Origin of the sequence: Microbacterium sp. A8/3-1, assembly GCF_040267695.1 — a bacterium.
GTDB lineage: Bacteria > Actinomycetota > Actinomycetes > Actinomycetales > Microbacteriaceae > Microbacterium > Microbacterium luteolum.
Genome location: NZ_CP158357.1, coordinates 3,385,120 through 3,397,563 on the forward strand (window position 1 = coordinate 3,385,120; position 12,444 = coordinate 3,397,563).

Sequence of the window (12,444 nt, forward strand, 5' to 3'; positions counted from 1 at the left end):
AGCAGTCATGAACGACTCGGCATCCGTCGACAACCTTGAATTCGGCCTCGACACCTTCGGCGACCTCACCGAAGACGAGAACGGCGAGCTCTCCAGCCACGCCGCGGCCATCCGTCAGGCCGTCGAAGAGGCGGTGCTCGCCGATCGGCTCGGCGTCGACGTGTTCCTCGTGGGCGAGCATCACCGGCCCGAGTACGCGATCTCGAGTCCTGAGACCGTGCTGGCGGGCATCGCAACCCGCACGTCCCGCATCCGTCTGGGATCCGGGGTCACGGTCTTGAGCTCCGATGATCCCGTGCGCGTGTTCCAGCGCTTCGCCACGGTCGACGCCCTGTCGAGCGGTCGTGCGGAGGTCATCCTCGGCCGCGGATCCTTCACCGAGTCCTTCCCGCTGTTCGGGCACGACCTGGCCGACTACGAGGTGCTCTTCGACGAGAAGATCGACCTGTTCGCCGAGCTCCTGAAGGAGGGGCCGGTCACGTGGTCCGGCACCCAGCGCCCCGCTCTCGTCGACGCGGATGTCTTCCCCAAGACCGAGGGCGGGTTGAGCACCTGGGTCGGCGTCGGCGGTTCGCCGCAGTCGGTGATCCGCACGGCCCACTACGGCTTCCCGCTCATGCTCGCGATCATCGGCGGGGCGCCCGACCGCTTCGCCGGCTACATCGATCTGTATCGGCGCGCTGCCGCCCAGTTCGGCACGACCGCGCACCCGGTCGGCATGCACTCGCCCGGATTCATCGCCGACACCGATGAGGAAGCGCGCGAGCTGCTCTGGCCGCGGTACAAGGTGATCCGCGACCGGATCGGGGCGCTGCGCGGCTGGCCGCCGATCCGCCGCGAGGAGTTCGACCACGAGATCGAGCACGGCTCCATGTACGTCGGCTCGCCCGAGACCGTGGCGCAGAAGATCGCCCAGACGCTCGGCGCACTCGACGTCGGCCGTTTCGACCTCATCTACACGATGGGATTCCTGCCGGCTGCGGCGCGGATGCGGGCGGTCGAGCTCTACGGGTCGGTCGTGATCCCGCGTGTGCGGGAGCTGCTGGCCGCACAGCGCACCGAGAACGAGGAGGCGGCATGAGCGGCCGCACGGACGTGACCACGATCGGGATCCTCGGCGCCGGCAAGGTGGGCACGGTCCTCGCCCGACTGGCTGTCGCCGCGGGGTACCGCGTGCTCATCGCGGGCTCCGGCGATCCAGTGAAGATCGCCCTGACCGTGGAGGTGCTCGCCCCGGGCGCCGAGGCGACCACGGCGGCATCCGCCGCGGCCCGGGCCGACATCGTGATCCTCGCGCTGCCGCTCGGGAAGCACCGCTCCCTCCCGGTGGAGGAGCTGCGCGGGAAAGTCGTCATCGACGCGATGAACTACTGGTGGGAGACCGACGGCATCCGGGAGGAGTTCACCGGTTCGACGAGCGAGATCGTGCAGCGGTTCCTGCCGGGGTCGGTCATCGTGAAGGCCTTCAACCACATGGGCTATCACGACATGGAGGAGGAAGCCGGACCCTCCGGGGGTGCCGGACGCAAGGCGATCGCGCTCGCCGGAGACGACGAAGACGCTCTCGCCCGGGTGGCGTGGTTGATCGACGGCCTGGGGTTCGACCCGCTGCCGGCCGGCGCTCTCGCCGACGGCATCCGCCTGCAGCCCGGTGCCGGGGCCTTCGGAGCGAACGTCTCGCGCGATGAGCTCCTCACGATCGTCGAGGCGTTCGATCCGGAACGGGACCGGCTGACGCTCCCCGCCTTCGGGTGACGGTACGGCGGTCAGTCCGCGGCGAGCAGGAAGGGGCGGGCGGCGGCGAGGAACGCGCGCGGGTCGTCGGCCCAGAGGCGGATGCGGGTGACCTCGTGCCGTCCGCCCTTGGGCCGGAGTCCGGGGAGGCGGATGCCGACGGGACGTTCGAGCTCGATCTCGATGTTGGTCTCGTCCTGCATCCGTTCGGCGTACTCGGCACCCTGTTCGGTCGGGGTGACCCGTGGCAGCTTCGGCTCGTCGACGCGCTTCGCGATGGCGACGGAGGCGATGTCGTCCCAGGAGATCGGGACATCGAGCTCGAGTCCGCTGCGGATGCGGATGCCGTCGGGTCCGACCGCGTGCGGCCGCATCAGCATCGCGCACAGCAGACCGATCATCCACGTCAGTCCCCAGATGCCCAGGATGAGGATCGGGATCCGCACGGCGGGCCACGGGTGCACGATGAGGTCGAGGATCGGGATCTCGACGGCCGAGAGCACGATGAAGATGATGAGGATCGTCAGCACCGGCTGGTGATGCGCGATGCCGGTCCCGCCGGTGGGGACGGCCGGGCGACGAGCGATCGCGCGGCCGATGCTCGAGTAGACGCGCAGCTCGGAGATCCACGCGCGGTGGAGGAAGTTCAGCGCGCGGGCCGTGCGTGTGGGTGCGTCTGAGCGGTTCGCCTTCGTCTCGGTGGTCATGATGCGGCCTGGTCTTCTTCGCCGGCCGCCTCCACCACGAGGGTCTCGAGGCGGGTCGCGATCGCGGCGATGCCGCGCTCGAGGGCCGCTCGGTCCGCCGGGGCGACGGCGGCGAGGAGGGTGTCGTTGAGCTCGGCGTGCTCGCCCTGCATCCGCGCCATCGTGTCGGCTGCCGTGGAGGTCAGCTCGACGATCACGGAGCGCCGGTCGGTCGGGTGCGGGGTGCGGCGCACGTGGCCGGATGCCTCGAGCCCGTCGACCAGGCCGGTGATGTTGCGCGGCGTGACCTCGCAGAGCCGAGCGAGGTCACGCTGCGTCGACGGGCCGGCGTGCTGCAGCACCCAGAGGAGGTGCACGCGGGCGGTCGTGAGTCCGGTGCCGTCGAACGCGCGCGCCATGTCGCGCTGGAAGAGCTCGCCGATCAGCAGCAACCGGTCCAGCAGCAGTGTCTCCATATCCGTGAGCCTACTACATAGTTACCTCACTTCACTAGTTGGATGAGCGGCGATCAGGCGACGGCCGTGGCCTCGAGCTCGACCAGTTGGCCGGGGACGGCCAGGCGGGTGACCTGGAGCATCGTCGTGGTGGGGGCGACGGCGGCGGCGGCCAGGCGTGCCGCGAGCACCCCGTAGTGGGGGAAGAGAGCGTCGACGTCGGTCGTGTAGACGTTCAATCGCACGAGGTTCCCCAGCGACATGCCGGCCGCGGCGAGCACCCCCTCGACGTTGTCGAGGCTCAGCGCGAGCTGGGCTGCGATATCCCCGTCATGCTCCGGCCGGCCCTCCGCGCTCATCGCGGTCTGGCCCGAGATGTACAGCGTGCGGGTCTCGCCGGAGACGAGCTCGCCCTGGTTGAAACCCAGCTCCTGCGACCAGGCCACCGGGTTCACGGCGGTGCGTTCGAGAGTCATGTCTGTTCCTTTCGTCCTGCGATCACGCCTCGAGAAGAGGCTCAGCATCCAGACTTGCAAGCAATCACGACACCCTCTGTCATGTATTCCTGAGAGAATCTCCTATGCGCGCAGATCGCCTGGTCTCCCTCGTGCTGCTGCTCCGGCAACGCGGCCGCCTGTCCGCGACGGCGCTCGCCGAAGAACTCGAGGTCTCGACGCGCACGGTGCTGCGCGACATCGAGGCGCTCTCGACCGCGGGCGTGCCCGTCTACGCGGATCGCGGCCGTCACGGCGGCTTCACGCTCCTGCCCGGGTTTCGCACCGAGCTCACCGGTCTCAATCACGACGAGGCGCTCGCGCTGCTCACCGCCGGCGGCGCCGGGGCGAAAGAGGTGTTCGGGCTCAGCTCGGCCCTGTCATCCGCGATGCGGAAGATCGTCGACGCGCTGCCCGAGAGTCACCAGATCACCGCGGCGGATGCTGCCCGTCGTATCCTCGTCGACCCGGAAGTCGACCTCCTCTCCCGGCGTCGGATCGCCGAGATCATCCCGGCGCCGATCATGAGCGAGGTGCGCCGCGCCGTGCTCGTGGGCCATCGACTGCGCATCCGCTACGCCGCCGAGGCCCGCGAGCCGGTCTGGCGCACCGTCGATCCGATCGGTCTCGTCACGGTACGCGAGAAGGGCTACCTCCTCGCGACCGTCGACGGCGGCGACCGCACCTACCGCCTCTCGCGCATCCTCACCGCCGAAGAGCTCGCGGAGCCGGCACAGCGCGCCGCCGACGTCGACCTGGTCGAGCTGTGGCAGCAGCGCAGCGCGCGCTTCCGCGAGGGGGAGGATCCGCTCACCGTGGTTGCCCGCGTCGACCCGGCGCGGCGCGAAGAGCTCGCATCCACCGCCGTCACGATCGTCGACGAGACGATCGACGCGACGAGCGCGCTGCGGATGACCGCGACCTTCCAAGACCTCCGACACGCGGAATGGGCGCTCTGGCAGCTCGGCACCGGCGCGGAAGCCCTCGAGCCCCGCGAACTCCGCGAGGCACTGCGCGCCCGCGCGATCGCGGTCGCCGCCCGTTACGCCGAGCCAGTGTGAGCCCGGTCAGGCCGGGTCGAGCCGGAGCACCTCGGGGGACTCGCCACCCTCGAGATCGTCCGCGATGCGGATGCTGCGCGCCAGGTCGTCGAGTGCGCCGGTCAAGGTGCCGAAGCGCTCCCGGTCGCTGCACACGGCGGTCAGCGTGACCAGGTGGGTTCCGGTGTCCCACGTGTAGGTGGCGAACGGGGGTGTGGCATCGGATGTCGGAAGCGGGACGAGCAGCTTCTCACCCGCACCCAGACGCGTCGGGAACGACTGCGTGTCGTCGTACTCCATCGGCATCGAGGCACGCGCGACGCGCACGTCCGGCGTGAGCACCTGTGCCGTGGCCATCGCGACGACCAGCTCGGGCTCGGCCTTCCACGTCCACACCAGGACCCTGCCGTCGGCGCGCTTCATGAGCATCGGCGCCGCCTGGCTCATCGCCCAGGCGCCGAAGCGGGAGCCCGGGCGCTCGGTGGCCCCGACCGCCGCGTTGACCTGCCCCAGGAGCATCCGGATCGCGGCCTTGCGGTGACGCCGGCCGCGCCACCCGAGCGAGTCCGTCACGGGAATCCACAGCCGGGGGTCGGCGTCGGCAGTCAGTCGCATGGCCCCACGCTAACGGGTGACCCTGGGGGATGCCGGTACGCCTCGGCGGTGCGATCAGGCCCCTCGGGTAGAGTGGCCAGCGCCCGATCGGGCTCCCCTGGCCGCCGTACCGTAAGGCAGAATGTCTTCCTCTTCCTCCGATCCGACGAACGCAGCGGGGACCCCGCCCCGTCCGCTGAAGATCCTGATCGGGTGCGACACGTTCGCGCCCGACATCAACGGCGCCGCCCGCTTCGCCGAGCGCCTCGCCGCGGGGCTGGTCCAGCGCGGGCATGAGGTGCACGTCTCCGCCCCCAACCAGGCCTACCGTCGCGCGCAGCCTCGCACCGAGGTGATCGAGGGTGAGCCGATGACCCTGCACCGGCTGCCGTCGGTGCGCTGGCCCCCGCACGACTGGTTGCGGTTCGTCTGGCCGTGGCGTTCGAAGCACTATGCACGGGTCGTGCTCGACCGCGTGCAGCCCGATGTGGTGCACATCCAGTCGCATATCGTGATCGGCCGCGGGCTGGCACACGTCGCCCGTGAGCGCGGCATCCCGGTCATCGCGACCAACCACGTCATGGCCGAGAACATCCTCGATCACACCACCATGCCGAAGTTCATCGACGACCTGGTGCTGAAATGGGCGTGGGGCGATGCCAAGCGCACCTTCGACTTGACCCGCGCGATCACCACGCCCACCCGTCGTGCCGCAGACTTCCTCGAGAAGACGGTCGCCGTGCAGGGTGTCATCCCGGTCAGCTGCGGCATCGACCGCACGCAGTACACCCCCGTGATCGCCCCGCGCGAGAAGAACCGCATCGTCTTCGTCGGCCGTCTCACCGCCGAGAAGCAGGTGGAGGTCATCCTGCAGGCGATGACCAAGCTCGACCCCGCCCTCGACACCACATTCGACATCGTCGGCGGCGGCGACCAGCGCAAGCAGCTGGAGAGCCTCGCAGCCCAGCTCGGTCTCGCCGACCGGGTCACCTTCCACGGCCGCACCACCGACGAGGACCTCCGCGCGCTGCTGTCGCGCGCGAGCCTCTTCGTGATCGCCTCGATCGCCGAGCTGCAGTCCATCGCGACCATGGAGGCCATGGCCTCGGCGCTGCCGATCGTCGCCGCGGATGCCGTCGCCCTGCCGCACCTCGTGCATGACGGCGAGAACGGCCACCTGTTCGAGCCGGGCAACGTCGACGATCTCGCGGCGCGTCTGACCGACGTGCTCACGGCCTCGCCGGCGGAATACGAGCGGATGCAGCGGGCCTCGCTGGACGGCGTCGCGATCCACGACATCAACCGCACCCTCGACACCTTCGAAGCGCTGTACCGCGACGAGCCGCTGCCCGAGTAGACGGGCACCGCGACATGCACATCGTCTTCTTCGGCGATCAGCACCTCGACTCCCTCGGCGGAGCGCAGGTGTCGATGCGGCTGCAGCGCGAGTTCCTGGAACGGGCCGGGCACACGGTGACGGTCGTCGCGCCCCGGATGCACACCTCGAGGGGCTCGGCGACCCGGCTGAGCGAGAACCCGGCGTACGTCGACCTGCCGTCGGTGCCGATCACGGTTGACCGCGAGTATTCGATGAGCTGGCCGGGGCGGGGGACCGACCGGTTCCTGGATCGCGCGATGACTCGCCGTCCCGCGGTCGACCTGGTGCACGTGCAGGCCGACTTCTGGGGAGCCTTCATCGGCCACCGCTACGCCGCGCGTCACGGCATCCCGGTCGTGCACACGATGCACAACCGCGTCGATGTCGGCCTCGCCGCGGTCACGCCGTTCCACCGCCCTGTGCTCGGGATCCTCAACGCGTGGCGGCGCACCGCTCTGCGCGGTGTCGGCGAGACGGTCGCGGGCAGCGACGGCTGGGCCTTCCTCCGGGGTCTCGCCGCCGGCGCCTCGGCCGTGACGGCGCCGTCGACCCATTTCGCCCGACGCCTCGAGCAGCACGACGTGTTCGACACGGTCGACGTCGTCTGGAACGGCATCGACGACGACCTGCGCGATGACACGCTCGCCGCGGCGCCGGCCCAGCGCGAGCCCGGTCGCCCGCGCTTCGTCTGGCTGGGACGGATGAGCCCGGAGAAGCGGCTGCTGCCGTTCCTCGAGGCGTTCGTGGCCTCCGGCGTCGATGCCGAGCTCGACATCATCGGCGGGGGAGCGCAGCGTGCCGCGGCCGAGAAGATCGTCGCGGGTCGAGCAGGCGTGCGCTTCGCCGGCCGGCTCACCTACGCGCAGACTCTCGAGCACATCGCCGCGGCCGACGCGCTCGTGCAGACGTCGATCGGCTTCGAGACGCAGGGGATGACGCCGTTCGAGGCGGCGACCCTCGGCACGCCGTCGGTCATCTGCGACCCCGATATCGCCGCGGAACTCAGCGGCGGGCTGTGGGCGGTGCCGGATGCCGGCGCCACCGCGACCGGTCGCGAACGCGAGGCACGGCGCGCAGACGCACTCGCCGAGACGCTGCGACGCGCGGCATCCGACATCGCCGCCGGGACGGCACCGACTCCTGTCCCGGAGGTCGCGGAGGCGTTCCGGCAGTCCTCGCGGACCGCGGCGATGATCCGCGTCTACGAGCGCGTGCTCGCCGGTCGCTGAGCGCCGCCGCCGATCTTCAGAAGAAGCGGTAGAAGGTCGACGACACGAAGCTGATCACGAGGCCGAGCAGCCCCACGCCGGCGATGCCGATCGCGATGCCGACGAGCAGCTGCGATCCCTGACGCTTCACGGCGATGAGCGCGAGCACCAGCGCGGCGGCGTAGCCGAGCAGGCTGACCACGCCGAGGATGCCGGAGATGACGGTCGTGGCCTCGAAACCACCGGTCGACATGTAGAGGAACGGCGTGAACAGCGACACGAGAAGGCTGAGGCCGGCGGTGATCACCGCGATGAGGAATGCGGTGCGACCGAGCGGGTTGCCGGGGCCTGCGGGCTTCGGAGCGGCAGGATAGGCGGGGTACCCGGGCTGAGCGCCGGGGGGCTGCGTCGCGCCGGAGTACTGCGGGGCGGCGGGGTGCTGCGGAGCTGCCGGGTACTGCGGAGCCGTCGGCTGCTGCGGGGTTGCGGAGTACTGCGGGGCTGCCGGGTACTGCGGCGCGGCAGGCAGATGCGGCGCGGGAGGCGCCGGGGGGAAGGCGGGGTTCGGCTGTGCGGATGGCGGAACAGGAGGCTGCTGCGGTTCGCTCATGAGGTCGAGCGTAGTCGCCGGGTGTGCGCTCGCGTGAGGATCGCGTTCGGGGCCGCCGATGGTCAGCTCTTGGCGCCAGTCAGTGCGAGCGTGCCGCCGAGGCCGATCATCATGACGCCGCCGGTGCCGGAGAGGGTCGACATGCGACGGGGTGAGCGTGCGAACCAGGTGCGTGCCGTTCCCGCCGCCAGCGCCCAGACGCTGTCGCACGCGAGTGCGAGCAGCTGGAACGTGAGACCGAGGAGCAGCAGCTGCGCCCAGGCAGGACCGGCGGATGGCGCCACGAACTGGGGGAGCACCGCGACGAAGAAGGCGATGGTCTTCGGATTGGTGACCCCGACGATGAACCCCTGGCGCAGCAGCTTCCCTGCGGATGCCGGACCGCTTCCGGTGTTCGCCACGTGATCGTGGCGGTGGCGGATGGCCTGGATGCCGAGCCACACGAGATATGCGGCGCCGATGATCTTGATGACGGTGAAGGCGATGACCGATGATGAGACGATCGCGCCGACTCCGAACGCGACCGCCACGACGGCGGGCACGGTCCCGAGGGCGTTTCCGACGACGCTGAGCACGCCCGCCCGGCGGCCGAGCGAGAGTGACCGACCGATGACGAAGAGCACGCTCGGGCCGGGGATGACGATGATCACGACAGAGGCGATGGCGAACGCGAGCAGGTTGTCGAGCGGGATCATGACCTGACGATACCGTGACGCGAGTTCCGTCTCAGCGGTAGACGTGCGTGGACTGCGCCTCCTGATGGACGTCGCGACCGGTGACGCGGCTCCAGTCGGTGGGGGTGCGACGGTAACCGTCGCGGCGGAGTTCGACGACGGTCGCGATGGCGGCCCACGCCGAGAGGGCGATGAGTGCGATGAGGAGTACCATGGCAGAAACACTACGTTCGCTGCGTGACTGCCACGAGTGGCAGAAAAGACTAACAGCGTTGGAAAACTGCCAAACCCGGGAGAACTGATGAAGACGGTCGCCTGTGTGATCCAGGACGGGTTCGCGCCCTTCGAATTCGGAGTGGCCTGCGAGGCCTTCGGTCTGGACCGCTCCGACGACGGCGTGCCCAACTTCGACTTCCGCATCGTCGCGCCCCGGGCCGGGGTGGTGCAGTCGAAGATCGGCTTCTCGGTCAACGTCGAGCACGACCTGTCCTTCGCGTACGAGGCCGACCTCGTGGTCTTCTGCCCGGTTCCGCGTGCGTACTGGGGGCAGATCGATCCGCTCCTGCTCGACGTCGCCCGCCACGCCGTCGATCGCGGCGCGTGGGTCATGAGCGTCTGCAGCGGTTCGTTCATCCTGGCCGCCGCGGGGGTTCTCGACGGGCGAAAGGCGACCACGCACTGGATGTACTCGCACGTCATGGCCGAGATGTACCCGCAGATCGACATCGACCCCGACGTGCTGTTCGTGCAGGACGGCAAGATCATCACCAGTGCGGGCACCGCCGCCGGCATCGACGCGTGTCTGCATCTGCTGCGTCAGGAGCTGGGCGCCGATCTCACCAACCGCATCGCCCGACGCATGGTCGTACCACCGCAGAGGGACGGCGGTCAGGCCCAGTTCATAGACCGTCCGATCCCCGTCGTCGCCAGCGACTCGCTGGCCGCGGTCGCCGACTGGGCCGTCGAGCACCTGCGTGACGAGCTCGGCGTCGATCAGCTCGCGGCCAAGGCGCTGATGTCGCCGCGCACGTTCGCCCGGCGATTCAAGGCGGAGTACGGGGCGACCCCCGCAGCCTGGCTCGCGCGCCAGCGCATCATCCACGCGCAGCGGATGCTGGAACGCACCGATCTGCCCCTCGAGCAGATCGCCGACGAGTGCGGATTCGGCTCGGCGGCCGTGCTGCGGCAGAACTTCGCCCGCGTGCTCGGCCTCACCCCGACGGCCTATCGGACGCGCTTCTCCTGTGCGGACGAGGAGGAGGCTCCGGCAGCCTGACCCGACCTTCCATCATTTCGCATGGTGGAAGAGAGATTCCGAAAGGCTGGACGCGCAGCGGATCCGGTGTTACAGTCGTTCCCAGCCCGAACCTCAACAGAGGCCTCCGGGCAGGAAGCAGCACAACCTAGCGGTTCGACGTATATCTCGCGGAACGGCCTGATCAAGGCCCGACCAGATAAGCCGTATCACTGCGACGACAGCAAGGAAGCTCTCCGTCATGACCAGTACCGCTATGCCCGAAACCGGCCTTCGATCGACTCCGGCCGAGTATCTCGCCCGCGCCGTCGCCATCGCGACCGACAACGTCCGCAACCAGGGCGGCCCGTTCGGCGCCATCGTCGTCACGGCCGACGGCCGCGTCTTCGAAGGCGTGAACCGCGTCACCGCGAACCTCGATCCCTCGGCGCACGCCGAGGTCACGGCGATCCGCGCCGCCTGTCAGGGGCTCGGCACCTTCGACCTCACCGGCGCCGTGCTCTACAGCAGCTGCGAGCCGTGCCCGATGTGCCTCGCCACATCGCTGTGGGCGCGCGTCGATCGCGTGTACTTCGCCGCCGATCGGAACGACGCCGCCGACGCCGGATTCGACGACGCCGTGTTCTACCGCTACTTCGAAGGCGGTGAAGAGGACAGGGCGATCATGCCGGTCGCGCAGGAGCCCCTTCCGCCCACCGCGCGCATCGCTCCGTTCACGGAGTGGAGCACCACGTCCACCCGAGTCGACTACTGACCCGAACGACGATCGGAGCCGAAGATGTCTTCATCAGTTTTCCTGCCGGACGAGCCCGAGACCGGAGCCACCCCCGCGGCGGTGCACCCTCCGCTGCCCACCGGGGCCACCACGACCGTCGACGCCGAACCCCGTAACCGGATCGACCGCTTCTTCGAGATCACCCAGCGCGGGTCGACCTTCGGGCGCGAGATCCGCGGCGGGATCGTCACGTTCGTGACGATGGCGTACATCGTCATCCTCAACCCCCTCATCCTCGGCGGCGTCGACGACGTCACCGGCGACGCCCTGCAGGCCGCGCAGATCGGCGCCGCCACGGGCCTGACCGCCGGCGTCATGACGATCCTGTTCGGCCTGATCGCCCGCCTCCCGTTCGCGCTCGCCGCGGGTCTCGGCATCAACTCGTTCCTCGCCGTCTCGGTCGTCGGCCAGGTGACCTGGCCGGAGGCGATGGGACTCGTCGTGATCAACGGCGTGCTCATCGTGCTCTTCGGGGCCACCGGCATCCGAACAGCGATCTTCAATGCGGTGCCCGCACCGCTCAAGGCCGCGATCACGGTCGGCATCGGCCTGTTCATCGCCTTCATCGGCTTCGTCGACTCCGGCTTCGTCAACCGCACCCCCGGCGGCCCGCCCGTGCAGCTGGGCGACGGCGGATCGATCACCTCGGTCCCGACGCTGATCTTCCTGCTCGGCCTGCTCATCATCGGCGTGCTCGTCGCCCGCAAGGTGCCCGGCGGCATCCTGATCGGCATCGTCGCGGCGACCGTCGTGGCGATCATCGCGCAGGCGTTCCTCAAGCTCGGACCGAGCTTCGAGGATCCGAACGGGTGGCACATGACCATCCCCGAGATCCCGGCCTCGTTCATGACGATCCCCGACTTCGGGCTCATCGGCCAGTTCGACCTCTTCGGCTCGTTCAGTCGCATCGGCGCCCTGGCGGCCACCATGCTGGTGTTCACCCTCGTGTTCTCCAACTTCTTCGACGCGATGGGCACGATGACCGGCCTCGCGAAGAACGCCGGACTCGCCTACAAGGACGGCACGTTCCCGCGGCTGCGCTCGGCGTTCGTCGTCGAGGGCCTCGGCGCCGTCGCCGGCGGTGCCACCTCGACCTCGTCGAACACCGTGTTCGTGGACAGCGCCTCCGGCATCGGCGAGGGAGCCCGCACAGGACTCGCCTCCGTCGTGGTCGGCGTGCTCTTCCTGCTCTCGATGTTCTTCACCCCGCTCACGCTGGTGGTGCCGATCGAGGTGGGGTCCGCAGCGCTCGTCGTGGTCGGAGCGATGATGATGGCGCAGATCAAGGAGATCAAGTTCACGAACTTCGCCGTGGCGCTCCCCGCCTTCCTCACCATCGTGACGATGCCGCTGACGTACTCGATCGCCAACGGCATCGGCGTGGGCTTCATCGCCTGGACCCTGGTGAACACCCTCTCGGGGCGTGCGCGCAAGGTGCACTGGCTGATGTGGGTCGTCGCGGTCGGCTTCGCGCTGTACTTCGTGCGCGGACCGATCGAGGGGCTGCTCGCCGGGTGACCGGCGGCAGGAGAGCTGTAGGA

Annotated in this window: 15 protein-coding genes; 8 read left to right on the top strand and 7 right to left on the bottom strand. The window is 69.5% G+C overall.

Annotated features, from left to right (window positions below):
• Positions 1-7: 7 nt before the first annotated feature.
• On the top strand, positions 8-1,081 hold the full coding sequence (locus tag ABS642_RS16575; protein WP_350350979.1) for an LLM class flavin-dependent oxidoreductase: 1,074 nt from the start codon (positions 8-10) through the stop codon (positions 1,079-1,081).
• Positions 1,078-1,755 carry an NAD(P)-binding domain-containing protein gene (locus tag ABS642_RS16580; RefSeq protein WP_350350980.1) on the top strand — a complete coding sequence of 226 codons (678 nt, stop codon included), beginning with the start codon at positions 1,078-1,080 and terminating at the stop codon, positions 1,753-1,755. The genes ABS642_RS16575 and ABS642_RS16580 overlap by 4 nt, the downstream gene beginning before the upstream one ends.
• Before the next feature lie 11 nt (positions 1,756-1,766).
• Here the strand turns inward: ABS642_RS16580 and ABS642_RS16585 are convergent, their stop codons facing one another.
• Genes ABS642_RS16585 through ABS642_RS16595 form a run of 3 tightly spaced genes read right to left on the bottom strand, consistent with a single transcriptional unit; the run spans position 1,767 to position 3,351 of the window.
• A complete protein-coding gene (locus ABS642_RS16585) occupies positions 1,767-2,441 on the bottom strand; it encodes a hypothetical protein (protein WP_350350981.1) in 675 nt (224 codons plus the stop codon).
• On the bottom strand, positions 2,438-2,896 hold the full coding sequence (locus tag ABS642_RS16590; RefSeq protein ID WP_350350982.1) for a MarR family transcriptional regulator: 459 nt from the start codon (positions 2,894-2,896) through the stop codon (positions 2,438-2,440). The genes ABS642_RS16585 and ABS642_RS16590 overlap by 4 nt, the downstream gene beginning before the upstream one ends.
• Before the next feature lie 53 nt (positions 2,897-2,949).
• Complete coding sequence (locus ABS642_RS16595) at positions 2,950-3,351, bottom strand: RidA family protein (RefSeq protein WP_350350983.1); 402 nt, start codon at positions 3,349-3,351, stop codon at positions 2,950-2,952.
• A 104-nt stretch (positions 3,352-3,455) separates the two neighbouring features.
• Here ABS642_RS16595 and ABS642_RS16600 point away from each other — a divergent pair, with 104 nt between their 5' ends.
• Complete coding sequence (locus tag ABS642_RS16600) at positions 3,456-4,430, top strand: WYL domain-containing protein (protein WP_350350984.1); 975 nt, start codon at positions 3,456-3,458, stop codon at positions 4,428-4,430.
• 6 nt (positions 4,431-4,436) lie between these two features.
• Here ABS642_RS16600 and ABS642_RS16605 read toward each other — a convergent pair whose 3' ends face one another.
• Entirely contained in the window at positions 4,437-5,024 is a 588-nt protein-coding gene (locus ABS642_RS16605) for a hypothetical protein (protein ID WP_350350985.1), read from the bottom strand.
• A gap of 121 nt (positions 5,025-5,145) precedes the next feature.
• Here ABS642_RS16605 and ABS642_RS16610 point away from each other — a divergent pair, with 121 nt between their 5' ends.
• A complete protein-coding gene (locus tag ABS642_RS16610; protein ID WP_282215638.1) occupies positions 5,146-6,360 on the top strand; it encodes a glycosyltransferase in 1,215 nt (404 codons plus the stop codon).
• A 14-nt stretch (positions 6,361-6,374) separates the two neighbouring features.
• Positions 6,375-7,610 (top strand): glycosyltransferase, encoded by a 1,236-nt coding sequence (locus ABS642_RS16615; RefSeq protein WP_350350986.1) that lies wholly within the window; start codon positions 6,375-6,377, stop codon positions 7,608-7,610.
• A gap of 16 nt (positions 7,611-7,626) precedes the next feature.
• Here ABS642_RS16615 and ABS642_RS16620 read toward each other — a convergent pair whose 3' ends face one another.
• The 3 genes from ABS642_RS16620 to ABS642_RS16630 all read right to left on the bottom strand — a co-directional run bounded on the left by ABS642_RS16620 (position 7,627) and on the right by ABS642_RS16630 (position 9,087).
• Positions 7,627-8,199 (bottom strand): hypothetical protein, encoded by a 573-nt coding sequence (locus ABS642_RS16620; RefSeq protein WP_350350987.1) that lies wholly within the window; start codon positions 8,197-8,199, stop codon positions 7,627-7,629.
• A gap of 62 nt (positions 8,200-8,261) precedes the next feature.
• Positions 8,262-8,894, bottom strand: a complete 633-nt coding sequence (locus ABS642_RS16625) for a LysE family translocator (RefSeq protein ID WP_350350988.1) — start codon at positions 8,892-8,894, stop codon at positions 8,262-8,264.
• A 31-nt stretch (positions 8,895-8,925) separates the two neighbouring features.
• The gene (locus ABS642_RS16630; RefSeq protein WP_350350989.1) at positions 8,926-9,087 is read right to left on the bottom strand and encodes a hypothetical protein; all 162 of its coding nucleotides are present in this window, start codon (positions 9,085-9,087) and stop codon (positions 8,926-8,928) included.
• A gap of 87 nt (positions 9,088-9,174) precedes the next feature.
• Here ABS642_RS16630 and ABS642_RS16635 point away from each other — a divergent pair, with 87 nt between their 5' ends.
• From ABS642_RS16635 to ABS642_RS16645, 3 genes are all read left to right on the top strand, one after another.
• Entirely contained in the window at positions 9,175-10,149 is a 975-nt protein-coding gene (locus ABS642_RS16635; protein ID WP_282215643.1) for a helix-turn-helix domain-containing protein, read from the top strand.
• A 220-nt stretch (positions 10,150-10,369) separates the two neighbouring features.
• The gene (locus ABS642_RS16640) at positions 10,370-10,882 is read left to right on the top strand and encodes a nucleoside deaminase (RefSeq protein WP_243408775.1); all 513 of its coding nucleotides are present in this window, start codon (positions 10,370-10,372) and stop codon (positions 10,880-10,882) included.
• A 24-nt stretch (positions 10,883-10,906) separates the two neighbouring features.
• Positions 10,907-12,421 carry an NCS2 family permease gene (locus ABS642_RS16645; protein ID WP_282215644.1) on the top strand — a complete coding sequence of 505 codons (1,515 nt, stop codon included), beginning with the start codon at positions 10,907-10,909 and terminating at the stop codon, positions 12,419-12,421.
• Positions 12,422-12,444 lie beyond the last annotated feature (23 nt).